Below are 23,491 nucleotides of genomic sequence, written 5' to 3'. Positions count from 1 at the left end.
TGCATTTTTTTTTATTTTTAGGTAATAAAAATATCAAGAGCGCTTGTCGTATCAAAAAATTATAGGAGTGTTTATGAATTCAAATCAATTTGTAAAAAAATTAAGCCAGATGATTTTTGTTTCCGCAGGGCTTTTGTTTGCTGTCACTTTTTCAGTTTGTCCTATGTCGTGCCGTTCTTCTGTGGAAAATCTTGAGCTTTTGTCTGGGGATTTTTCTGTTCCCAAGATAACAAAGTTTTGCGCCACATCTTCTAATTCTGCGCGCATAGATTTTTCAAGGGAAGTCGAGCTGAAAAACACGGAACTTTTTTTATCAGATGAAATTTCAAGCATGGGAAATGTAGAATGTAAATATGAAGAGAATACAGTTTTGCTTGAATTTAAAAATGAAACCGCAATTGGAATTGATTACAAAATTGAAGGCATGGCTTTTGATTCTGCGGGAAATTCCTTGACGTTCAGTGTTCCGTTTAAAGGATTTAACAGCAACCCTGCAAAAGTTATAATTACAGAACTTAGAAATGCTTATGGAACAAGAACGATAAAAGAAACAAAGGAAAGAGTTCATCGCAGCGAATTTGTTGAGCTTTATGTTTTAAAGGAAGGAAATCTTTCTGGACTTGAAATTATAAGCGCGGCGAATGGAGACAAAACAAAATTTATTCTTCCTGCAATTGAAGTAAAAAAGGGCGACTATGTTACCTTGCACATGAGAACGATTGTTGCAGAAGGTCTTGATGGTGAAGGAATGTTTAATGAGCTTGAAAATAATTTAAAGCTTTCTACGCATGAGGATTCTTGCGATACTGCAAGGGACTTGTGGAGCGAATGCACAAAAAAGCCGTTTGCTGCCAGCGACATAGTTGTTTTAAGAAATTCCAATACTTCTGAAATTCTTGATGCGGTTGTTTTTGCAAAATCAGATTGCACAGAATGGAAAAAAGGAATTTCTGATTTTGCTTCTATTGTTTCAGAAAGCGGAGTATGGCAAGACGGTGCTTCTGTTGAAAATGCGGTTTGCTGTGATAATGTTACTCCTACAGCAACAACAAGAAGTCTTTCGCGGCAAAATTTAAAGGAAGCTATTGCGGCATATAAAAATGGCCAGCCGATAGTAAATGGAAAAGACTGTTGGATTGTTGCAAAAACTGCAACTCCGGGCTATAAGAATTCAGATATTCCGTATGTGAAAAAATAAAAAAACTCGGCTGCTAGAAGTTTGGAATTTCTTTTTTGCGTGTGTATTTCCAGTCTTTTGCATGGCTATTTGGAATTTTTCCTTCTATGCGGTCGTTTTCTTTTTGAAGCTGAAACTTTATCATCTGTTTAAAAACTGTCATAAGCGGCTCTGGTGAAATTCCTTTGTCCACAATTCCTGTTGACTGCAGTTCTTTAATCAGATAGTAGCAAGTTTCAATTGTTGAAACGCAATATTCCTGCGGTTCATGTTTAAAAGTGAAAATGCTTTTGTAGTTTCCGATGAATGAAAATTTCGGCAGAGAATTTATATTTGTGCTGTATCGAAGAATTTTTTTTGAGCAGAACCAAGTTGAATCCACAATTATTGCAAGCAGTTTTTTTCCTTGTATTGTTTCTTTGAATCCTTCTTTGCTGCAAGTCCAGGCATCTGGTGAAGGGTAGAGCAAAACTGGATAATACTGCGGATCATTTAAAAGTTCTTCAAGACGCTTGTTTTTTGTAAAATCAATTCCCATAAGAATTTCACTTTCGGGAAGGCAAAGAGAAGCTAGACGTCCTGTTCCTGTGCGTTGTTTTTTAGCTTCTTTTGGATGCATTAGAAAAACAAATTTTATTCCGCAGTTTATAGGAGCTGTATATTTGCAGTAGCATGAAGAAACTGGCCGCATACATTTAAAGCAAAGCTGCCTGTAATTTTCATTGTCGTCCTGAATTTTCATAAGCTCCTCTTTTTGAAAAACTGAAATTTTATTTGCTTGTTTTAAAATGTAAAAACCCCGGAGATTTCCAGGGTTCCAATCACAATTAGTAAGCTGATTTAGAATCATGCGGCTTGTGGTTTTTTTTCAAAAGCTTACGAGCCAATGATTTGTTTTTGCGATTGAGGATTGTAGAAGGCTTTTCATAATATTCACGCTTTTTGTATTCACGGATAATACCTTCTTTTTCAACCATTCTCTTGAAGCGTTTGATTGCCTTTTCGAGGTTCTCATTCTCATCAACATTGATTGTTGCCATGTCTTTGTTCACCATCCTCACCAACGAAATATCGCAGGGAACTAAATTATGAACAAAAAAATGAATTATGTCAATGCGGAATCTGGTTTTTACGCAAATTCCACATTTTTTTTAGTTGTCTAAAACGCTTGTGTCTAGCAATTCAAAGCCTGAAACAAGTTCTTTTGCTATTTTTACAATTTCGTCTTTGTCTTTTTGAGTTTTTCCTTCTATGTTGAGCGGCATCACAGGGTCGTGAAGTGAAAGCCGCAGCAAAAGCCAGCCCTCTGCATTTTTGTCATGGAAAGAAATTCTCACGCCTTCAAAATTTTCAGGAAGGTCGAGGTTGTTTTTCGTTGCACGGGATTTGAATTCTTCAAGAACTTTTTTTCCGTATTGCTTAAAATCTTCTGACTTAATTTTAAATCTGTACTCCGCTTCAATTCCGGCAGGCGGAAGTTCTGAAATAAAGCTTTCGATTTTTTTGTTTTCTTTTGCAGCTTTTGCAAGTGACGAAATAAGTTTTACAGCAAGGAAAGCGCCGTCATCAAGATAATAGTTGTCTTTTAACGCTCCATGCCCAGAAGTTTCCATTGCAAGCGGAGAAACGATTCCCTTTTCATTAAGTTCGCGGCATTTGTCGATTACATTTTTATATCCGCGCATATAGCGAAGATGTTTTAAACCAAGTTTTTTTTCAAGGAAGAAAGTTAAACGGTCGCTTGTTACTGAATCGGTTACAATAGTGCTGCCCGGAAAATCTGGCGCAAGTATAGCTGAAAAAAGCGCGATTATAGAATCACGGTTAACTTCTTCGCCTGTGTGAAAAACCGCGCTCATTCTGTCAACGTCAGTGTCAAAAATCAATCCAAGGTCTGCTTTGTTTTGAACTGTGGCTTTTTGAATTGCCTGCATTGCCTGTTTGTTTTCTGGATTTGGAATGTGGTTTGGAAACATTCCGTCTGGCTCAAGAAATTCGCTTCCTTCTGTGTTTGCTCCAAGCGGAATTAAAATTTTGTCTACAAAGAATCCTGCGTCTCCGTTTCCTGCATCGACAACAATTTTTAATCCTGCAAGCGGCTTTTCTGATTCAGTTGAATTCAGTTCTTTGCAAATTGTCTGCTTTAAATATTCTGCATAAACTGAAAGCAAGTCAAAGTTTTCTGCGAATGGAGAATTTGTTTTTTGCAGATTTAAATTTTGCGCGGTCTTTAAAATTTCTTCAATGTCTTCGTGCTCAAGTCCGCCGTCAGCATTGAAAAATTTTATTCCGTTTCTGTTGAATGGCAGATGGCTTGCAGTAATCATAAGGGAGCCGTCAAACTTTGTCTGGTCAAAAACAATTGACATGAACATTGCCGGTGTTGTTGCAAGGCCGCAGCTTACAACTTTTGCTCCAGTTGAAGAAATTCCTTCCGCGGCTGCAAGCGCAAGTTTTTCTCCCGTGATGCGGGCATCTCGTCCAATTCCAATTTTAAGTTCTGCTGCTTTTTTTCCGCATTTTTTTTCAAGCCACAAAACGAATGCCTGGCCTATTAAGTTTGCGGCTTCGTCTGTAAGATTTACGTGCTCATCTTCAACGCCTTCTATTGCAATTCCGCGCACATCGCTTCCGTTTTGCAGTTTCATCAAATTAAATTCAGACATATTTTTCCTCTGTAGAAATTTCAAAAAAATCATTTCTAAAAATTAAAATTAGAAAATGTTCTTTATTTTATATATTTTTTTTGCTGTGGTCAAACTCTGCTTTTTTAGCTTTTAAAAATTCCATTTATCAAATTCCATGCTACAGAACCTGGACGAGGCAACTGTGATTCTGGAGGAAGTTCATTTCTTTTGAACCAGCGGGCTTCAAGAATTTCAGACTCTTGAATTTTTATTTCGCCGCTTTTGTATTCCGCCGTGAACGCTAGCATGAGCTGGTCTGGAAACGGCCATGCTTGGCTTCCGCAGTATTTTATATTTTGAACTTCAATGTTTGTTTCTTCTTTTATTTCCCGTGCGACGCATTGCTCAAGAGTTTCACCTTGTTCAACAAAACCTGAAACGCAGGCGTAATTTTTGTATGCGGAATTTTTATTTTTTACAAGAAGAATTTCATCTTTCTTGGAAACGAGCGTTATTGTGGCAGGCTCTATCCGCGGAAAAAATTTTGTTTTGCAGTCCGGGCATTTTCTTGCGGATTCAGTTTCGTCATCAATTAATTTTCCTTTGCATGAAGGGCAGAATTTAAATGTGCTTCTTTGCTTTAAAATGCTTGCGGCTCTTGAAACGGGGAATGCGGTTTCTTTATGCTCAAAGCAGAATTGCCGGACGGAAATAAATTTGCAGTTTTCAGGAAGTGAACAATTTTCTTTTGCCAAGGCTGCGCTGTATGAAAGATTTGTTTCTATATACCAGTCGTCTGAAAAAGTTTCATTTGCAAAAAATTCAAATTCTTTTTTTGAAATTAAAGAATTGTCCTTTACTAGAATTTCATTTCCTTTGCAAACAAAAAAATAATCTGCGTCAAAAAAATTCGGCTTTGTAATAATCGGCATAAAAGTTCTCCAGTCAATTTTAAGAATGTCAGCAATAAAAAAGACCGCCACAAAAATGACGGTCTTAGTCTAGCAAAAGATTTTGCAAATATGCAAGTGTTAATTAGTCGGAGAATTCAAAAAACAAATGTCCTGATAAGCACGCGCATTACTTTATCACAAGAGCGTCTGAAACTGTTGAGACAAGCTCCTTTCGCTCATACTTCAAATTTGAAGTGCACCTTGTTTTCAGCACAATTCGGTACGTGCCTGCAGAAAGCGTCTTTGGCAACGGAAAAAGCAGAGTTCCGGGCTTGTTTATGGAAAGTTTTGCTGTTACTGGAATCCAGTCCGCACCGCTTTCGTCAATAGCCGCCGTATCTCCAGACGCTGGAGCAAACCATATTCCGCCGCCCTCTCCTCCAATCAGAAGTTTTTTGCCGGAAATCTGCACAGAGCCGTTCAAAGAAAGATTTCCGTCATCATCCCCTGTGTCAATGTCAACAATTCTGCTGATAGTCGCAGCCGGTTCAGAATAAGATTCATGCTCGACCGTAACATTTGAGATTGCGGACTTTGTAAGCTCTGACGGAATAAATTTTACCGTGATGTTCGGCGAAAAACTGCTTCCGTCAGTTGAGCCTTTGCAGGCGATGTAGAACACGCCAAGGTTCAGGCAGTTTACAGAGTTTCCGCCTCCAAGCGATTCTGCAATGACTTTTTCAAAAGCATCGCAGACGGAATAAACCGTGCCGATGTCCAGCTGAGGAACCTTGTTCGCCACAAGCTGAATGACATTCCCGACGGTATGGGTGTTTCGGACTATTCTTCCAACATACTTGTCGGAAGAATCCTTTGAAAAATAGTTGCGCTGTAACTTTACAGACACACGGCCGTTAGGATTCTCAATAGAATCCATGAGATTTGATTTGGCTGCCATAGGGCATTGCCTCCTCTAATATAGAAGATTGTGGCAACGGCTCTTGCATACGGGGGATCAATAATGATAGTATCAAACAACCACATTTGGTATCGTTATTGATGCCGTCAAGTCTGGGAGCCGCTGCCTGTCGCATAACATGCAACTGTTTTCAGACTTTTTTATTTTAATTTTTATGCCGAATATACTATCGGCTTTAGTTTCCGCTAATATCCTTCTGCAAGCCATCTGTTCCGCTCTTCCTGCATTTCCTCTTCATATCTGTATTCTTCCTCATAGCTTTTTCGTCTTGGAGAAATCTTTTTTATAAAATCAGCGAATTTCAGCAGAACTGCATTGTCCAAAGACTTGTCCTTGGTCCAATAAGAAACATATCTTTGAGAATTCCGCCTTAAAGTCTTTATGCGAATTTCAGATGCGGATTCTGACACTCCAAAAGAAGTCTGCAAGAACTCTTTTGTTATGCAGCAGCCAAACGACTTCAGGCGGTTTATTATGGCTTCCGGCATTAAAAGGCAAGCTGCAAAATAATTCGCCTCGATTTCGCTCTGCCCGTAAAGCTCCTTGAACCTTGAATCGTTTTTCTTCCTGTATTCTGTAATATGCTCAATATCATGTCCTGGCACAATATGACCGATTTCGTGCGCAATGCTGAATACAATCCGGACAGAAGGCATATTCTGATTGTAGAAAATGATGTACCTTCCGCAAAACTCGACAGCTTCTGCGTCCTTTGAACTGATGACATCATCCACATTCATTCCATGCTCTTCTATCCAGGAGAACGGCATTAGAGCAATTGCAATCTCTTTTCCAATTTCGTCCACAAGCAAAAAGCAGTCTAAAGGAAATTCCTTTGCAAAGCGGGATTTAATCAAAATCTCATTCACACGCTCTTCTATGTCTGTCTTGTAATCTGCTGAAAATTTTTCGTTCACTATTCCCCTCCAAATGCTTCTGTAAATGCGAGGCGCAGAATGCCTTCCGCACGCTCAAGGTCTTTTTCGTCAAGCTTGCTGAGTCCTCTCTGGATTGAATTTATTTTTGCATTTGCAACATTCACTTCTCCTATGCCCAATAAATAGTCAGTTGTTGTTCCAAGAACATCACAGATTTTTTCAAGAGTTTCTTTTCTTGGAACAACGCCCCTTGTCTCCCACATTGCGACTCCGCTTTTTGTCACTCCTACCTTATCGGCAAGAGCTTCCTGAGAAAGTTTCCTAGACTCTCGCAGCTCGCGGACTCTCGCCATAAATTTCTCGTTTCCCATCTCTTTACCCTGTCTTTAATAAAATACGTCTGGTCAAGGTACGCTTACGCTCAAGACCTTGACTCATCCGTTTTTAAGGTTTGTATAAACCTTAAATAAATCAAAATATTCAAATATTTTGAACCTACACACACAATATACAATAACAAAAATAAGAAGTCAAGAATAAAAATCAAAAAGTTCAATAAAATTTAACTAATGCGGTGAAAAGGAGACCGATACTGCACTAAATGAATGTTGATTACTGAACTAATAATGAGGCTATTAGTGCAGTAATTACACGCGGTATTTAAAGGATGATTTTTTGTAAGAATTATGCTATCTTATAGAAGAATATTTTTGGAGGTGCGGTATGTGCAAAAAAACTGAGATGGAATTTTCAATTTTTATGATACATCAGCTTGCTAAAAAATGGCACATGACACCTGCCGATGTTTATCATACATTGAACAAAACGAAAATACTCGACGACTATATCATAAAATATTACGATGTGCTTCATACGCAGGGAGAAAAGGCTTTAGCCGAAGATATTTCAGGCTTTGTGCGTGAAAAAGGAATTGCTGTATGACAGTTTTCCACGGTTCCAACAAGGAAATTCAGAGTCCTGATGTTTCTTTTTCTAAAAACTATTTGGATTTCGGAAAAGGATTTTATATCACCACTTATCAGAATCAGGCTGAAAAATGGGCTTCTAGAAAAGCCGCCCGGTATAACGGAAAACCAACAGTAAATGTTTATACACTAATTGAAGATTTTTCCCAGTACAGAACTTTAAGGTTCGACAATGAGAATGAAAAATGGCTTGATTTTGTATGTGCATGCAGAAATGGTGACAATCTGAATGAAGCCTATGATATAATAATTGGAAATGTTGCCAATGACGATGTATTTAAAACAGTGGATATGTATTTCCGAGGTTTATGGGATAAAAAAAGAACCATAGAAGAATTGAGATATTATAAAATGAACGATCAAATCTGCATCGTAAATCAAGGAATTATTCCTGCTGTTTTAAAATTCGAAAAATCCTATTTGGTTGAAAATAAATGACAAATTCAAAAGATTTAACTGAAATTTATAAACAGAATCTCGAAACAGATATTATTAATTATCTTGCGGCAACATTAAAAATAGATTTGCGGGAGGCCATGGATAAATATTATTCCAGTAAACTTGCAAAACAAATTGAATCAGGTGAAAATGGAATAGAAAATCTGGACTATAAAAATCTGGCAGAAGATTTAATCGAAAATGAATTATCTGATTGATTCATTCTAAAGAAATTTAGGAATGAATAAACAAATTGTTTCAGCAGCTGCGGTTTCTTGTAAAGCCAAGACTTCGTATATAATATTTCTCCAGCTTGGAATTCAGAATGTGCAGCAAATACTCATAGGCAGGAACAATCATCGGACACGGCTCATTTATGAACATTCCTTCAAAAACAACGGCATAAACTGCCCTTTACTTCTAATTTCTCTACATAATCTTTAGCTAAAAAAATGAACAGACATTGAAAAAACTACTCAAACTCTACCAAAGGGAATCTTTTTTCAACCATTTCCTTTAGTTTTGCAGAAACTTCCTCGTCAAAGAATTTCCGCACTTCCTTGCGGCTTTGGCTGGCATTCCGCAAGAACAAGTCTGCAGGGTGGATTTCAAGCGCATAGGCTATTTTCAGAATCAGCTCAAAGGAAGGAAAATTTTTTCTTGACTCGATTCCGCCAATCGTGCTTTTTGCGCAATCACAAATTCCTGAAAGCTCCAGCTGGGACATTTTTTTTTGAGTTCTGTAAAAAATCAGGTTATCTATAAAATCATTTTTATAATTATTCATAAGGTCAAAATAACCGTTTAAATAACTATAGAAGTGGGTTAGACTGTCCGATTATATACAAAAGGTGGGTTTATCCGTATTTTACTGCATAAAAATCGGTTCTACCGCCTAAAAAATGTAAGATGCCAGTTTTAGACTTTTCCGCCTCCACACAGGAGCAACAATCCGTTATCCTCACCACCGAACAGCCGCTTCTTGTAATTGCGGGCCCTGGAGCAGGAAAGACAAAAACGCTTGTGGACAGGGTGATTCATCTTGTCGCAGATTTGGGTATTCCGTCATCCAGCATTTTAGTGGCGACTTTTACCGAAAAAGCGGCGAAGGAACTTGTGAGCCGAATTTCTTCTCTTGCCCATGAACTTGGAATAACAATCAATATTTCTGATATGTACATTGGCACGCTCCACTCGATTTTTCTGAACATTCTTGAGGAATACCGCGCCCACACAACACTAAAAAGAAACTACCGCGTGCTTGATGACTTTGAAAAGCAGTATCTTATTTTTCAAAATTCAGAACGGTTCAATAAAATAGAAAATCTTGACACTCTTGTAAGCGGACATTTCGGCTGGAATTTTGCAAAAAAAATTGCGGCCCTTGTGAGCCGTCCAAGCGAAGAAAATCTTGACCTGGAAAAACTTTCCGCCTGCACAGAGAGTAAAACGCTTCCAGTTCTTGCCGCACTCACAAAAGAATACAGAGGGCTTCTTTCCGAACGAAATGCTTTGGATTTTTCGCTGATTCAGACGATGATGTGGGAACTTTTAAAAGACGATTTTGTCTTGAATGATTTGCGCAGGAAAATCCAATATCTGATGATAGACGAGTACCAGGACACAAACCGTATTCAAGAGCAGATTCTTTTAAAGCTTGCCGCGCCTAAAAACAGAATCTGTGTTGTAGGCGATGACGACCAGGCTTTGTACCGTTTCCGTGGCGCAACTGTAGAAAATATTTTGCGCTTTCAGGAAAATTTCTCAAAAGGTGAATGTAAAAAAATCGAGCTGAACAGAAATTTCCGCTCGCACAAAGACATCATCAGTTTCTACAACAAATACATGAAACCCCCATGGCTTGCTGAAGATAAGGACGGCGGCTCAGGCGACTGGCAAGGAGAAAACGGAGAAGTTTTCCGCTATGACAAGACGATTCTTCATGCAAAAAACACCACGGAGGAACAGGAGAACTATCCCGGCGTGGTCCGCGTCATGGGAGACGCAAAAGTTGAAACATGGTGCAAGGAAGTTTTAGATTTTATCAGCATATTACGTCAGAAAAACATTCTAAAAAACTACAATCAGATTGCAGTCCTTTCATATTCTGTAAAAAATGACAACACACGTTTTCTTGCGCAATATCTTGAAGAACACAGAATCCCCACATTCAGTCCCAGAAGCGATATGTTTTTTGAGCGTAAAGAAATCCGTCTTGCAGTGGGCTTTTATATGTTCATCTTTCCAAATCTGATTGAGGAAGTCTTAAAGCCAAAATCAGACAGCCGAAAACAAGATGATATTTATTCATATTATGAGAACTGCTCAAGATTTTTTGGAGATGAAATCAGAAAAGACAAGGAAAAGCACAAAAAACTTCTGATTTTTGCGACGCAGAAATTCAAGGAGCTGAACAACCTTACACACAACACCGACTACGCATTTGCGGATTTGTTCTATCAGCTTTTGCAGTTTCCGCTATTCAAGGAGCTTCTTGATGTGGAACTTGATTCAGGTGTGCAGGATTTGCGCCCCTGCTACAATCTTGCAAAGTTCAGCCAGCTTTTGACACGTTTTGAAGCGATGTTCAATGTGAATGTCTTCATCTCTGAAAAAAAGAAGCTGTACTGGGTGCTGAAGCAGTTTTTTGGAAACTACCTTCATTTTCTGTATGACGGCGGCCTTGAAGAATACGAAGACTTTGACATGGCAACTCCGAGCGGCTGTATAAGCTTTATGACAATTCACCAGTCAAAGGGATTACAATTTCCCATAACTGTTGTAACTTCTCTTGGCAGAACTCCACGCAAGAATTTTGACACTCTTGATGAGGACATAGCAAATTTCTATCACCAAAAAACACCATGGGAGCCGCTCAACCGCACAAAGTATTTTGATTTCTGGCGGCTCTACTACACCGCATTCAGCCGCGCACAGAATCTGCTTGTATTGAGCGACATTGACACTTCACGAGGAAACCGGGCGGAACGGCAGCGCAACTGCCCCTCAAAATATTTTTCTTCTATATGTAACGATGTGCCGGACTGGGAAGAGCTGTTCAAAAGCGGAAACACAATTCCAGTTCTGGAAGAAGTAAAAACAAGCGAGATAAAGCACGAATATTCATTTACCAGCCATATTCTTTTGTATGAAGCCTGCCCTTTGCAGTACAAGTTTTACAGAGAACTGGAATTTATGCCGGTGCGCAATAACTCGTTTCTGTTCGGAACACTTGTCCATCAGACAATCGAGGATATTCACAGGACAGTTCTTGAAGGCAGGGCAAACGAAATCACCAAAGAAAAAATTGACTTCTGGCTAGCAGAGAACTACCGGCAGATTTCAAAAGCACAGAACGCATATTTTTCAGAAAGCAGTTTAAAAGTTGTGCTAAAGAATATTCAGAACTATGTGGATTATGCAAAAGACGACTGGCAGAAAGTAAAAGAGGCGGAAGTTCCTGTTACTCTCCAAAAGGAAGACTACATTCTTGAAGGAAAAATCGACCTTGTGCGCGGCTCGGACGGCACTTATGAAATTCTTGACTTTAAGACCGGCAAAAAGCCAGATGTAAACAACGAGGAAAGCAAGGAACGGCTTTCCCAATACCGCCGTCAGCTCGAAATCTATGCAAAGATTCTCCATGAGCGTACTGGAAAGGAAATCAGCCGGCTGAACCTATTCTACACAGGCACAAGCGATGAAAATCCGGTAATCAGCTACAGATATGAAAACAGCTCCGTGGAAAAAACAATCAGTGAAGTGGACGAGGTTGTTCACAAAATAGAACGAAAAAACTTTACACGCAGCGGAAAATGCGCCCCCGCCCAGTGCGCCGAATGCGACTTCAGATTCTATTGCGGAAAAAACATTTAACGAGGAAAACATGACTGACCAGAAAGAACTTTTTGAATTCAACTACGAGCCGATCCGCGGCTACCCGGAACTGCGATGGACGGGAAAGCGCCCCTTTACCGGCACGCCCTATTATCCGGCGCAGCTGAAGGAAAGATACGGAGACGACGTGGACGGCTGGCGGAACAAAATCTACTGGGGCGACAACCTGCAGGTGATGAGCCACCTGCTAAAAAACTTCCGGGGCAAGGTGAACCTGATTTACATTGACCCGCCGTTTGATTCCAAGGCGGACTACAAGAAGAAGATTGAGCTGCGCGGAAAAAGTGCGGAAACCGACAGCACCACGTTCGAGGAAAAGCAGTACGGCGACATCTGGACAAACGACGAATACCTGCAGTTCATGTACGAGCGCCTGATTCTGTGCCGGGAACTTTTGGCGGACAACGGAAGCATTTATCTGCACTGCGACTGGCATAAGAGCGGGCATTTGAGACTACTTCTTGATGAAGTATTCGGAAATCAAAATTTTGTGAATGAAATAATTTGGCATTATGCGGATAATTTTCAGGGAAATGTAAAAGGTTTTGCTACAAATCACAATAATATCCTTTGGTTCAAAAAAGGGAATTGTTTTGTTGCAAATACAATTATGATTCCTCTTGATAAACCGACTAAACGTGATAAACGCATTTGGTCTTCAGAATTAGGAAAGTTGGTTTCAGCAAGAAATCCTGATGGTAGCCTAATCTATGAAATGTTTTACGAAAAGAAAGCAGATGATGTTTGGGAAATTGGACAGAGTTCTACAACGAAATCTGCAAGTAAAGAATTTCTTGGTTACCCCACCCAAAAGCCCGAAGCCCTGCTCGAACGCATTATCAAGGCATCTTCCAATCCCGGAGACCTCGTATTCGACTGCTTTATGGGCAGCGGCACCACGCAGGCGGTCGCCATGAAGCTCGGCAGGCGCTTTATCGGCGCGGACATCAACCTGGGCGCCATCCAGACCACCACAAAACGGCTTCTGAAAGCGGCGAAGGAGATAGATTGTCGGGTCAAGCCCGGCAATGACACGCTGTTTTCGCAGAATGACGGGGGCGTTGCGGGGGTGTCGGCGCAACGAAGTGCGACGCAGGGGGGGGAAGGCTTCCCCCCCCTCTGATCCCTCAAACGGAACCCTTTCTACGAAATGTCATTCCCGTGCCCCGACACGGGAATCCCCAGACCGTACCGGCACTTTCTACACAGGCTTTGAAGTCTATAACGTAAACGACTACGAATTCTTCCGCAACGAGCTGGAAGCCAAACGCCTTATCTGCGAAGCGATGGGCATGGAGCAGCTCACCGACAGCAATGTCTATGACGCGCTGCTCGACGGCCGCAAGGTGTGCATTCTCGGAATCAACCGAATTGCCACCGCAAGCGAGTTCGCCAGGCTGCTTTCCAACGTGGATATTTCCGTGTGGCAGGAGAGGCAAAAGGAAAATCCTGCAAAGCCTGTCGAAGCGATAACCTTTGTGTGCATGGGGCACGACCCGAATTTAAAAGCGCAGTTTGAAGAGGAAGCGGACAAGATGGGATTCCGGGTGGACCTTGAAATCATCGACCTCTTGCGTGACAAGAAGGATTTGCGCTTCAAGCGAGACAGCGACGCAAAAGTTGTAGTCAAGGGAAGAAAACTCGTCATCGAGAACTTTTTCCCGATGAACCTGCTGCAGAAGCTCAGCATCGAAAAGACCGACGTGAGCGACTGGAAGGAGCTTGCCGAAAGCGTGTTCATCGACTGGAACTACGACGGCGTAACGTTCAGCCCGTCCCTCACCGACATCCCGGAAAAGAACGCGCTGGTAAAAGGCGAATACGATATTCCAGAAACGGCCGGTGCAATCCATATAAAGATTACCGACCTTATCAGCGAATCCTGGGAATGCACGGTTCAGGCGGAGGAAAAATAATGGCGAAGTCAAAAAAAACTCAATCGATTTTCCGTTCTACCGCATTATGTGGCAGTTCTATTCGGCAAACAAAAAGGAAATCAGAAAATCGTACACGAATCTTACACGCACAATTCTTGCAAATGCCGAGCCTCGCAAGGACAATCCGAACGCCTTTTTGAGGAAGCCGCAGTACGAGGCGTTTGAAATGTATGTGTTCCTAAAAGAATATCTGGGGAATCCGCGCCTGGCCGACCTGTTCGATGACTGGCGGAAAAACCGCATGGTTCAAGGTGCGAACGAGAATGCGGCTGTTCCGTTCACTTTCGACAATAGCCATTATTACGGCGATGGGCTTTTCTCTGTCTTGGACACGACGAACCGCGACACGCTAATTTCATTCTTTGAACAGCTTTCGGATTTACGGCAGGAATATGCGAACTACATCTTTGCGCTCACCATGGGAACCGGAAAGACAATCCTGATGGCGCTGTGCATCTTCTATGAGTTTCTGCTTGCCCATAAATACCCGAAGGATGAGCGTTTCTGCCACAATGCGCTGGTGCTCGCGCCGGACACGACGGTCTTGCAGTCGCTCAAGGAAATCCAGACTTTTGATAAGGCAAAGGTCTTTACCGAAAAATACGCCAACGAGCTGGATACAATCATCAAGTTCCATTTTCTTGAAGAGGACGGAGCCGCGCTCAGCACAATGGACGGCTCGGACTTCAACCTGATCATCTCCACATCGCAGAAAATCATTCTCAAGAAAAAGCGCAAGGAAGATTCGGCAGAGAACCTGCTTTTCAAGGATTCCTGGGAAGACGCAATCCGCGAGAGCCCGAACGCCGACCTTTATATGCTCGATGACGATTCTTCCCTGATGGCGAACCAGCGTTACCAGAAACTCACCCGGCTAAGGCAGCTTGGAATCTACGTCGATGAGGCGCACCACGCTTTCGGGAAATCCCTGAAAAACGATATGCTCGACCGCACAAAGGAAACAAGCCTGCGACTTACGATTGACGGACTTGTTCAAGAACTGGACGCGGCAGGAACAAAGGTTGTCGCCTGCTACAACTTTACAGGAACGCCGTATATCGAAAACCGCCTGATGCCAGAAGTTGTCTATGAATACGGATTGAAGGAGGCGATTGATTCCGGCTATCTCAAGAAAACTCTTATCGATGACTATGCGAACGTCCATACGCAGAGCTTTGTCTCCAATGCGGTGGAAAGCTTTGTGAATCAGCACAAAAACGAAAAAGGACTCTGGAAGCGTTACGAGAACATGCTTCCGAAGATGGCGCTCTTCGCCACCACAATCGATGAACTGAACAGCGAATTAAAACCCGCACTTGAAAAGACGCTCCAAAAGTTCGGCATTTCAGAAGATTCCATTCTTGTGAACGTAGGCGATGACAAGCTCACCAAGCAGGACGACCTGCGCGAATTTCTGAAGCTCGACACCGCCGAAAGCAAAAAGCAGTTCATTCTTCTTGTGGGCAAGGGAAAGGAAGGCTGGAACTGCCGCTCGCTTTTCAGCGTCGCCCTGTTCCGAAAACCCAAGAGCACGATTTTTGTACTGCAGGCCACAATGCGCTGTCTGCGTTCCATCACGGAAACCCAGCAGACCGGGCAGATTTTCCTTAGCACGGAAAACCTCGGCATTTTGCAGGACGAACTGGACAAGAACTTCAAGGTGTGCGTAGAAGATTTAAAAGGCAAGGACGATTCCGGCAAGAAGACTCGGCATATCTATGTGCGGGAAAAAGTTCCGGTCAGAATGGTCGAGCAGACTTACGAATATAGAATCTCGGAACTGAAACCGGGCGAATTTACGCTTTTCGGAAACGGCAGCGGTTTTGACTTTGAAAAATACCGCCGCACAAAAAGCACGCACACTCTTTCCAATATCGATTCCGCGTCAATCCGCCGCGAAGTCGCTTCCAGCGATGAACGGACTTTCACCGAATATTCCCTTGTCGAGGAACTCTCGCTTTACCTTACCCAGCACGAGACAGACAAGGAAACCGGGAAAAAGACAAGCCGGTGGTCTCCTGTGGAGATTCAAAATCTGCTCACCCGCTGCACGGACGGAATGGACGCTATCCTTGAAAAAGTGAACTACTCGAACGAAATTCTTTATAACTGGGTTGTGCCAAAGCTGTTCAGGCAGATTTACAAAATCAGCTACGAAAAAGGCGAGAAAAAGGAGATCATCAAATGGCTTACCAAAGACCCGCCGAAAAATCCGGACGGAACGGATGGTTGCTATAACCTGAACTTTGACGATGAGCTGTTTGTGGAAGAAAGCGACGCAAAATTCCGCGAATACAGCCAAAGCTCCAAAACGCAGAACGCAAAGAAAAGTTTCAATCTTTCCGGCTACGGCTTTGACTCAAGTTCCGAAAAGAGTTTTTTTGTGCGCAATCTCTTCGGAAACTCAGGAATAAGGCACATCTGGTTCACCGGAATGCTCACCAACGGGCAGAGCGATTTTTACGTCCACTACATCGACCCGGAACTTCACACGCTCCGTTCCTATTACCCGGACTTTCTTGTGAAACTGGACGACGGCAAATATTATATCGTGGAAATCAAGGGCGAAAATCTGATTGAAAAGGCAAGCACGCAGGCAAAAGTTCAGTACGCAAAGCAGATGTATTCGGCAAGCGGACTGGAATATGTTTTTATTCCGTCAAAATACGCAAACATGATTTTGCAGGATTTTATGCGTGACGCACCGAATTTGGAGTTTTTTGGCGAAGAGCAAAAATACACATACAATATTAAACAAGACTATGGATTACAGAATGTCGCAGAGAAAAAAAACATAAAGATTTCTGACAGGAGACAGAAACCTTCTAACATAATAGAAACTTTTTACGAAATGAATGTTCCTTCTACAGCGTTTCTTCCAACCGAAGGGTTCTGCGGGAAAAATTATACAGCAAACAAAGTCAGAAAATTTGCATGCAGAAGTTTGCCGAGAAGAGGAAATCAGTCAGGAATCAGAATAATATTCGTATGGCAGGAAAAACTAGAACCGTAACATTTATAGAAATCTACTTTAAAGGCGACAAATCAAAAGAGGACAGAAATAGACTGAAAACATTTTTAGACAGATTGAAAAAAGAGGAGAAATAAAATGGAATATTTTGATTATATGAGGAAGAAATTTGAATGTGCTTTTAAGTTCAAAGAGTTTTGCGATGCTCTTAACAAGTGTCGAATTTTTGGAAGTAAATATAATGAATATATGCTATTAAAAGAATCAGATTTTTATAATTCATGCAACAAACTTCCGCCACAGGAAAGAGACTTGTTCAAATCGTTTGGAAATATGGCGATTTTCTTAAGCGGATGCGGAGTAATACTGTAAAAAGAAAAACAAAATGTCGCCATTCAGAAAATGTGCTATGAATACGCAAAAAATTATTCGGACTGGAGAATCTTTGCAGAAAATCTAGGCTCAATAAAAACAAAATGCAGCGAATATATTCTGGATTATTCAAAAAGCATGTACGCCTGCGGCAACGTGAGTTTTCCTACATTCAGCTGCTACAACGAAAGCGGCAAGACTCTAACTTTGGACGACTGGGTTTGGCGCAGAAAAGACAACGAAAACGATTTTTCTTTTGACAGCGAAGCCGAAAAAAAATGGGCGGAAATCTTAAAGGACATACGCTCTGCTTCAATCTTGCAGACTTCAAGCGAACTGTTCGGCAACAAATTTCTTTGGGGAAAGAATTTTCCGTTCAATTCAGAAATAAAATTTGAATATTATCTTGACGGAAATGTACATTCATCTTATCCCGATTTTGTGATGAAAGACAAAAAAGGACAGATTCATATTTTTGAAGTTAAAAGCGTGAATAAATCTTCCCAGCTGAATATTGACGAAGATGAATACGCAAAGAAAGTAAAGGCTTTGACAAACTGCTACTTGGAATGTTCAAGAAAAACAAATCATATTTTCTATCTCCCGATTCAGGACAAATCGCAATGGCAGATTACAGTCCTGAAAAACGGAGAAAAAAACACGATTGGAATTGAGCAGTTTATAAGGGGATTGACGGAGTAGTTGTAAAAAAAACTGCCCGAATAAAATTCGGACAGTCCTTAAAAAACAATTGAAAAATACAAAAGAGCAAGGGGCTGTCTAGTAAGTTCTAAATGTCATTGTCGTACTTGATACGACAATCTATTGAAACTTTACAACAGATTCCCGTGTCGTAGCACGAGAATGATATAAAAAATACTTTTGGGACATTTCCTTGCTACAGTACTTTAATCTAAGATTACAGAACTGGCTTCATTGCTGTCATGTACTCGCGGAGCTTGCGGCCCACAACTTCAATCGGGTGGTTGCGGATTTCGGCGTTTACTTCTACGAGCTGTGTGTTGTTTACGCTTGTATCCTTGAGCTCAAGGCCTTTTCCGATAACGTCTGTGTGGAGTTTCGGCATAAGCTCTTTTGCCATCATCGGCGCTGCAACGCGGCTGAAAAGGTAGCATCCGTATTCTGCTGTGTCGGAAATTACGCGGTTCATTTCGTAGAGGCGTTTGCGGTCAATCAGGTTTGCGATGAGCGGAACTTCGTGCAATGATTCGTAGTAAGCGCTTTCCGGTTTGATTCCCGCGTCAACCATTGTCTCGAATGCAAGCTCACATCCGGCTTTTACCATTGCTACAAGCAGAATTCCCTTGTCGAAATATTCCTGTTCTGTGATTTCTTCTTTTGATTCTGGAGTTGACTCAAACGGAAGTTTTCCAGTCTCTTCGCGCCATGTGAGCAAGTCGTGGTCTTTGTTTGCCCAGTCCTGCATCATTGTGCTAGAGAATTTTCCGCTGATGATGTCGTCCATGTGTTTCTGGTAGAGCGGTGTCAAAAGTTTTTTGATTTCCTTTGAAAGCTCGTTAGCGCGGATTTTTGCAGGGTTAGAAAGACGGTCCATCATGTTTGTGATTCCGCCCCATTTGAGAGCCTCAGAAATTACGTTCCAGCCGTGCATCAAAAGTTTTGTGGCATATTCAGGAGCGATTCCCTCGCTTACCATCTTGTCAAAGCAGACGATTGTTCCGGCCTGAAGCATTCCGCACAAAATTGTCTGTTCGCCCATAAGGTCAGATTTAACTTCCGCAACGAATGAGGACTCAAGAACACCTGCCTTGCTTCCGCCCATTCCTACAGCCAAGGCCTTTGCATAAGCCCAGCCTTTCTTTTCAGGGTCGTTTACAGGGTGAACGGCGATAAGGTCAGGAACACCGAATCCTCTCTGGAATTCGTGCCAGACTTCTGTTCCCGGTCCTTTTGGAGCGCACATTACAACTGTGATGTCCGGACGGATCTGCATTCCCTCTTCAATCATGTTGAATCCGTGTGAGTACCACAGAGCCGAGCCTTTCTTCATTCTCTTCATAACTTCTGTGATAACGGCTGTATGCTGCTTGTCCGGAGTAAGGTTTCCGACAAGGTCGGCAGTAGGAATCAATTCGTCGTAAGTTCCAACTTTGAAGCCGTTTTCTGTCGCGTTTTTCCAAGACTGGCGTTTTTCGGCGATTGCAGACTCGCGGAGAGCGTAAGAAACATCAAGACCTGAGTCGCGCAAGCACAAACCCTGGTTCAAGCCCTGAGCGCCGCATCCAACGATTACGATTTTTTTGCCTTTGAGAGCGTTTACTCCGTCAGCGAATTCTTCTTTTGCCATTGAGCGGCAGTGACCGAGCTGCAGACGGGCCTCGCGCCACGGAATTGAATTGAAATAATTGTTTCCCATAAAAATCTCCTGTAAAAAGTCTAAATTAAGATAATGACTTGATTTTAACACTGAATATAAAATGCGTAAAGTGCAATATTAGCAAGTTTGTGTTGCGTCTTATGCATTGCTTTGCTTGTGTTTTTTTAACGTTTGCGGAAAGTACGTGATTTCAGCTTGCGTTATTTTAACGTTTGAAGAAAGTGCGCAATTTTTGGTTGCGTCATTATAACGTTTGTATAAAGTACGTGATTTCAGCTTGTGTTATTTTAACGTTTGAAGAAAGCACGTAATTTCCTATTGCGTTATTTTAACGTTTGTGGAAATTACATACTTTCAGTTTGCGTTATTTTTTCTTGCCTAGAATTTTTTGGGCGGCGACTGTTACGGCAAAAATTATGAGCATTACAGGTAGTGTGTTTCCGAGGATGAAATTCCAGCTTAATGAAATTCTGTAAAGCGCGAATCCTAGAATCCAGATTACGGCTTTTTGCAGGTCAATGCTTTTTGCTGAACTGTCATTCTTCAGGACAAAGAAATCTGCAATTTGAATTGAAATCATCGGGGCAAAGACCGAGCCGATTAAGTACAAAAAGTCCGTGATGTTGTCCATCGGAAGAAAGACTGCTCCTATTGTGCCTAGCGCAGTTACAATCAGCGCGACAGTCTTGCCGCTTGGCTTTGAAGAAATTGTTTCAAAAGAAATTCCAGCCGAGAACGCGTCAAGGAAAGTTGTTGTTACAGTTGAAAGAATCACGATTACAAGAGCCGCCCAGCCAAGTCCTGACTTTAACAGAATGAGTGAAATGTCTGTTTCCGAAGTGAAGATTGCCGCACCCATTCCAATCAGGTACATCCAGCAGCTGGTTGCTCCGTAGACAAGGCTGCTCAAAAGCGAGGACATGACAGGCTTGTTGCTTTCTTTTGTGTAGTCGCTGATTAACGGAAGCCATGACAACGGCATTGCTGCCGCAAGTTCTACTGCCGCTCCAAAACTCATCGCTTCTTCTTGAGTGGAGTTTACAACTGAATTGTCTCCGTTGAAAAAAATTATTTTGCACAAAACGAGTGTAAGAATAAAAAGGGCAGACAAGGATGCGACGTTCAGCTTGCTTACATTTTTTATTCCAATCAAAATCCAGGCGGCTATTAAAAGTCCGATTACGATTGCCCAGAGCCATGCTCCGTTTTTAAAAATTCCGTTTATAGAAAGCGCGCCGTCGTAAATCATGATTCCAGTCCAGCCTGTAAGCTGAAGTATATTCAGCAACGCGAAAAATTTGCTTCCAAGAATTCCAAAGCTTCCCTTTGTTGTTTCCATTGAGCTTCTTTTTGAAAACGAGCCTATGCTTCCGGCAAGAAACAAAAGCGCGCATCCGATGATGTGTCCCGCCAAAATTGCAAGTATTCCTTTTGAAAATCCCAATGGCGCAAAATATGTTCCTGTTATAATTTCAGCGATTGAAACTCCGGCTCCAAACCAAATCAATGCCATGTTTACTTCTTTTGACTTTATGTTCATTTTTAATATTCTCCGTTTATTTTGAATGCGTGATTCATCGGACCGCTTCCTTTGCCAAGGTCTAGCATTGCTCCAAGACAGCCTGAAATGTAGTCCTTTGCTTTTTCAACTGAAATCTCAAGGCTTTTTCCCTTTGCAAGATTTGAAGCTATTGCACTTGAAAGTGTGCAGCCAGTTCCGTGAGTGTTGCTGTTGTTTATTTTTTTGCCCTTGAACCATTTTGCTTTTCCAGCCTGAAAGAGCAAGTCGTTTGCATCGTTCAAGTTGTGTCCGCCTTTTAGTAAAACTGCGACATTGAATTTTTCGCTAATTGATTTTGCGGCTTCTTCCATCTGCTCTTCTGAAGAAATTTTTTTGCCGCAAAGAATTTCAGCTTCCGGAATATTCGGAGTGATTACAGTTGCCAGCGGAAAAAGCTCTTCGCACAATGTTTTTACAGCGTCATCTGAAATCAGCTTGAATCCGCTTGTTGAAACCATGACTGGATCAATCACGATGTTTTTTGCGTTGTAGAATTTCAGGCGGTCTGCAATTACCTTGATGAGCGGAACAGAAGAAACCATTCCGGTTTTTACAGCATCCGGAAAAATGTCCGTGAACACGCAGTCCAGCTGGTCTTTTAGAAATTCTGGCGTGGACTCCAAAATTGATTTTACGCCAGTTGTGTTTTGGGCAGTCAGGGCAGTAACAGCGCTCATTGCGTAAACTCCGTTCGCTGTCATTGTCTTGATGTCTGCTTGAATTCCGGCGCCTCCGCTAGAATCAGATCCAGCGATTGTTAATGCAGTTTTCATTTTTACCTCCATGGCTTGAAAACAATCATTATTTTTTATAGCGGCAAAAGTGGTGCTCCCAGTTGCTGCTTTGTTTTAGAAATTCGAGTTTTATAATTTAATGTCATTGTCGTACTTGATACTGCGATGTTTGCATAGCAAATTCGGTTAACAATCTATAAATGACAGAAAAAGTTTTTCTGCGGAAGACTTGAGTTCCTTTGTTGAACTGCGTATATCTTGCTGTGCGAAAATCGCGCTTATAACTGAAACTCCTGCAATGCCGCTGCCTTTAAGCTGGCTCATGTTTTGCAAAGAAATTCCTCCGATTGCTACAACAGGAATTTTTACAGAGCTGCAAATTTCCTTTAAAGTTGAAAGCGGAACATTGTCCGCATCCGTTTTTGTGGATGTTGAAAAAACTGCTCCAACTCCAAGATAGTCAGCTCCGTTTTTTTCTGCCTGCAAAGCCTGCTCAACTGTCTGGCAAGAAACTCCGATGATTTTATCTGCACCCAAAATTTTTCTTGCTTCAATTAATTCCATGTCGCTTTGTCCGATGTGAACTCCATAAGCGTCTGTTTCTTTTGCAATTTTTACATTGTCGTTTATGATTAAAGGAATTTTTTTTGAAGTACAAATTTTTTTTATGCTGAAGGCTTCTTCTAAAAATTCTTTTTCTGAAAGTTCTTTTTCCCTAAGCTGAATCAAAGTTGCGCCGCCTTCAATTGCCTGCAAAACTGCATCGCTTAAAGTTTCGCAGCAGAAATTTTTTCCAAGCCAAGCTCTGTCGGTAACGGCATAAAGCAAAAGGGATTTTTTTAGTTCAGCGGATTTCATATTTTGCGCCTGCTTCAAGTTCTGTGCCAGTCATGTTAAAAAGCGCGTCTATGATTCTATTTCTGTAAGTTGAATTTCCGTCGCCTTCCTGCATTTTTTGCCATGCGATTTCTCCGGCAAGTCCCATTGCGCAAACTGCTGCTGCGCTAGATTCCAATGTGTTTTTTCCTGCGCAGATAAAAGCTGTCATAATTCCGCTTAGCTGGCAGCCAGTTCCCGTTATGCGTCCCATCTGCGGTTTGCCGTTTCTGATGACAAAGCATTTTTTTCCGTCTGAAACTAAATCGATTGCACCTGTGATTGCGACAACGCAGTTTTGTTTTTCCGCGAAATTTTTTGCAAATGCAACTGCGGATTCAAGGTTGCTTTCTGAAACTGCGTCTTCAATGTTTGCGTCCACACCTTTTGTTTTTCCGCTTCCGGTTGCGAGAGTTTTTATTTCTGAAATATTTCCGCGGATTACATCAAATTTGATTTTGCTTATAAGTGCAAGCGCGGTCTTTGTTCTAAGAGTGCTTGCTCCGGCACCGACTGGATCTAACAAAATCTTGTGATTCAGGCTCTGTGCTTTTTTTCCGGCTGCAAGCATGGCTCTTATTGTGTTGCGGTTGAGCGTTCCAATGTTTATGTTCAAGCCATTGCAAATTGAAGTGATTTCTGCGGCTTCTTTTTTTTCATCTGCCATAATCGGACTTGCGCCCACTGCGAGAATTGCGTTTGCAACATCGTTGACTGTTACATAATTTGTGATGTTGTGGATGAGCGGAGAATTTTCTTTTACTGAATCAAGACATTCTTTAAACATATCGGCCTCTTTAAAAATT

At 41.7% G+C, this 23,491-nt stretch carries 24 protein-coding genes; 10 read left to right on the top strand and 14 right to left on the bottom strand.

What is annotated here, in order from left to right:
- Positions 1-73 precede the first annotated feature (73 nt).
- On the top strand, positions 74-1,198 hold the full coding sequence (locus Q0N70_RS04075; protein ID WP_294014116.1) for a hypothetical protein: 1,125 nt from the start codon (positions 74-76) through the stop codon (positions 1,196-1,198).
- Between the two features lie 13 nt (positions 1,199-1,211).
- Here Q0N70_RS04075 and Q0N70_RS04070 read toward each other — a convergent pair whose 3' ends face one another.
- The 7 genes from Q0N70_RS04070 to Q0N70_RS04040 all read right to left on the bottom strand — a co-directional run bounded on the left by Q0N70_RS04070 (position 1,212) and on the right by Q0N70_RS04040 (position 6,925).
- A complete protein-coding gene (locus Q0N70_RS04070; RefSeq protein ID WP_294014114.1) occupies positions 1,212-1,919 on the bottom strand; it encodes a tRNA-uridine aminocarboxypropyltransferase in 708 nt (235 codons plus the stop codon).
- Positions 1,920-2,004: 85 nt separating this feature from the next.
- Positions 2,005-2,217 carry a 30S ribosomal protein S21 gene (gene rpsU, locus Q0N70_RS04065; protein ID WP_013700886.1) on the bottom strand — a complete coding sequence of 71 codons (213 nt, stop codon included), beginning with the start codon at positions 2,215-2,217 and terminating at the stop codon, positions 2,005-2,007.
- Between the two features lie 111 nt (positions 2,218-2,328).
- Positions 2,329-3,843: a phosphomannomutase/phosphoglucomutase gene (locus tag Q0N70_RS04060; protein ID WP_294014113.1), complete on the bottom strand. Its 1,515-nt coding sequence runs from the start codon at positions 3,841-3,843 to the stop codon at positions 2,329-2,331.
- A gap of 104 nt (positions 3,844-3,947) precedes the next feature.
- Positions 3,948-4,736, bottom strand: coding sequence for an NAD(+) diphosphatase (nudC, locus tag Q0N70_RS04055; protein WP_294014111.1), 789 nt, complete (start codon positions 4,734-4,736; stop codon positions 3,948-3,950).
- Positions 4,737-4,884: 148 nt separating this feature from the next.
- Complete coding sequence (locus Q0N70_RS04050; protein WP_294014109.1) at positions 4,885-5,655, bottom strand: DUF4469 domain-containing protein; 771 nt, start codon at positions 5,653-5,655, stop codon at positions 4,885-4,887.
- A 206-nt stretch (positions 5,656-5,861) separates the two neighbouring features.
- Positions 5,862-6,593 carry an ImmA/IrrE family metallo-endopeptidase gene (locus tag Q0N70_RS04045; protein WP_294014107.1) on the bottom strand — a complete coding sequence of 244 codons (732 nt, stop codon included), beginning with the start codon at positions 6,591-6,593 and terminating at the stop codon, positions 5,862-5,864.
- On the bottom strand, positions 6,593-6,925 hold the full coding sequence (locus Q0N70_RS04040; RefSeq protein WP_294014105.1) for a helix-turn-helix domain-containing protein: 333 nt from the start codon (positions 6,923-6,925) through the stop codon (positions 6,593-6,595). The genes Q0N70_RS04045 and Q0N70_RS04040 overlap by 1 nt, the downstream gene beginning before the upstream one ends.
- Positions 6,926-7,277: 352 nt before the next feature.
- On the opposite strand from Q0N70_RS04040, the gene Q0N70_RS04035 reads away from it, so the two are divergent.
- The 3 genes from Q0N70_RS04035 to Q0N70_RS04025 are packed head-to-tail and all read left to right on the top strand — an operon-like array spanning position 7,278 to position 8,196.
- Entirely contained in the window at positions 7,278-7,496 is a 219-nt protein-coding gene (locus tag Q0N70_RS04035) for a DUF3791 domain-containing protein (RefSeq protein WP_294014104.1), read from the top strand.
- The gene (locus Q0N70_RS04030; RefSeq protein ID WP_294014102.1) at positions 7,493-7,978 is read left to right on the top strand and encodes a DUF3990 domain-containing protein; all 486 of its coding nucleotides are present in this window, start codon (positions 7,493-7,495) and stop codon (positions 7,976-7,978) included. The genes Q0N70_RS04035 and Q0N70_RS04030 overlap by 4 nt, the downstream gene beginning before the upstream one ends.
- Positions 7,975-8,196 (top strand): hypothetical protein, encoded by a 222-nt coding sequence (locus Q0N70_RS04025; RefSeq protein ID WP_294014100.1) that lies wholly within the window; start codon positions 7,975-7,977, stop codon positions 8,194-8,196. Before Q0N70_RS04030 ends, Q0N70_RS04025 begins: the two co-directional genes overlap by 4 nt.
- 40 nt (positions 8,197-8,236) lie before the next feature.
- Here the strand turns inward: Q0N70_RS04025 and Q0N70_RS04020 are convergent, their stop codons facing one another.
- Both Q0N70_RS04020 and Q0N70_RS04015 read right to left on the bottom strand, forming a co-directional pair.
- Positions 8,237-8,362 (bottom strand): hypothetical protein, encoded by a 126-nt coding sequence (locus tag Q0N70_RS04020; protein ID WP_294014098.1) that lies wholly within the window; start codon positions 8,360-8,362, stop codon positions 8,237-8,239.
- An 88-nt stretch (positions 8,363-8,450) separates the two neighbouring features.
- Positions 8,451-8,765 (bottom strand): helix-turn-helix transcriptional regulator, encoded by a 315-nt coding sequence (locus Q0N70_RS04015; protein WP_294014096.1) that lies wholly within the window; start codon positions 8,763-8,765, stop codon positions 8,451-8,453.
- 122 nt (positions 8,766-8,887) lie between these two features.
- On the opposite strand from Q0N70_RS04015, the gene Q0N70_RS04010 reads away from it, so the two are divergent.
- From Q0N70_RS04010 to Q0N70_RS03985, 6 genes are all read left to right on the top strand, one after another.
- On the top strand, positions 8,888-11,854 hold the full coding sequence (locus Q0N70_RS04010) for an ATP-dependent DNA helicase (RefSeq protein ID WP_294014094.1): 2,967 nt from the start codon (positions 8,888-8,890) through the stop codon (positions 11,852-11,854).
- Between the two features lie 10 nt (positions 11,855-11,864).
- Complete coding sequence (locus tag Q0N70_RS04005) at positions 11,865-12,998, top strand: site-specific DNA-methyltransferase (protein ID WP_294014091.1); 1,134 nt, start codon at positions 11,865-11,867, stop codon at positions 12,996-12,998.
- Between the two features lie 169 nt (positions 12,999-13,167).
- Complete coding sequence (locus tag Q0N70_RS04000) at positions 13,168-13,791, top strand: hypothetical protein (RefSeq protein WP_294014089.1); 624 nt, start codon at positions 13,168-13,170, stop codon at positions 13,789-13,791.
- Positions 13,792-13,837: 46 nt separating this feature from the next.
- Positions 13,838-16,825, top strand: coding sequence for a DEAD/DEAH box helicase family protein (locus Q0N70_RS03995; RefSeq protein ID WP_294014087.1), 2,988 nt, complete (start codon positions 13,838-13,840; stop codon positions 16,823-16,825).
- A 96-nt stretch (positions 16,826-16,921) separates the two neighbouring features.
- A complete protein-coding gene (locus Q0N70_RS03990) occupies positions 16,922-17,155 on the top strand; it encodes a hypothetical protein (protein ID WP_294014085.1) in 234 nt (77 codons plus the stop codon).
- A 30-nt stretch (positions 17,156-17,185) separates the two neighbouring features.
- Positions 17,186-17,857: a hypothetical protein gene (locus Q0N70_RS03985; protein WP_294014083.1), complete on the top strand. Its 672-nt coding sequence runs from the start codon at positions 17,186-17,188 to the stop codon at positions 17,855-17,857.
- Between the two features lie 217 nt (positions 17,858-18,074).
- Here the strand turns inward: Q0N70_RS03985 and ilvC are convergent, their stop codons facing one another.
- The 5 genes from ilvC to thiM form a co-directional block, all read right to left on the bottom strand.
- On the bottom strand, positions 18,075-19,553 hold the full coding sequence (ilvC, locus tag Q0N70_RS03980) for a ketol-acid reductoisomerase (RefSeq protein ID WP_013701026.1): 1,479 nt from the start codon (positions 19,551-19,553) through the stop codon (positions 18,075-18,077).
- 325 nt (positions 19,554-19,878) lie between these two features.
- Positions 19,879-21,054, bottom strand: coding sequence for a putative hydroxymethylpyrimidine transporter CytX (gene cytX, locus Q0N70_RS03975; RefSeq protein ID WP_294014080.1), 1,176 nt, complete (start codon positions 21,052-21,054; stop codon positions 19,879-19,881).
- 2 nt (positions 21,055-21,056) lie between these two features.
- Positions 21,057-21,848, bottom strand: a complete 792-nt coding sequence (gene thiD, locus Q0N70_RS03970; protein ID WP_013701028.1) for a bifunctional hydroxymethylpyrimidine kinase/phosphomethylpyrimidine kinase — start codon at positions 21,846-21,848, stop codon at positions 21,057-21,059.
- A gap of 147 nt (positions 21,849-21,995) precedes the next feature.
- Complete coding sequence (gene thiE, locus Q0N70_RS03965) at positions 21,996-22,667, bottom strand: thiamine phosphate synthase (RefSeq protein ID WP_294014076.1); 672 nt, start codon at positions 22,665-22,667, stop codon at positions 21,996-21,998.
- Complete coding sequence (thiM, locus tag Q0N70_RS03960; protein WP_013701030.1) at positions 22,654-23,472, bottom strand: hydroxyethylthiazole kinase; 819 nt, start codon at positions 23,470-23,472, stop codon at positions 22,654-22,656. The genes thiE and thiM overlap by 14 nt, the downstream gene beginning before the upstream one ends.
- Positions 23,473-23,491: the final 19 nt, after the last annotated feature.

Origin of the sequence: uncultured Treponema sp., from assembly GCF_945873775.1 — a bacterium.
Classification (GTDB): domain Bacteria; phylum Spirochaetota; class Spirochaetia; order Treponematales; family Treponemataceae; genus Treponema_D.
The sequence above is the reverse complement of the archived record's forward strand: the minus strand, read 5'-3'. Positions and strand labels throughout refer to the sequence as shown.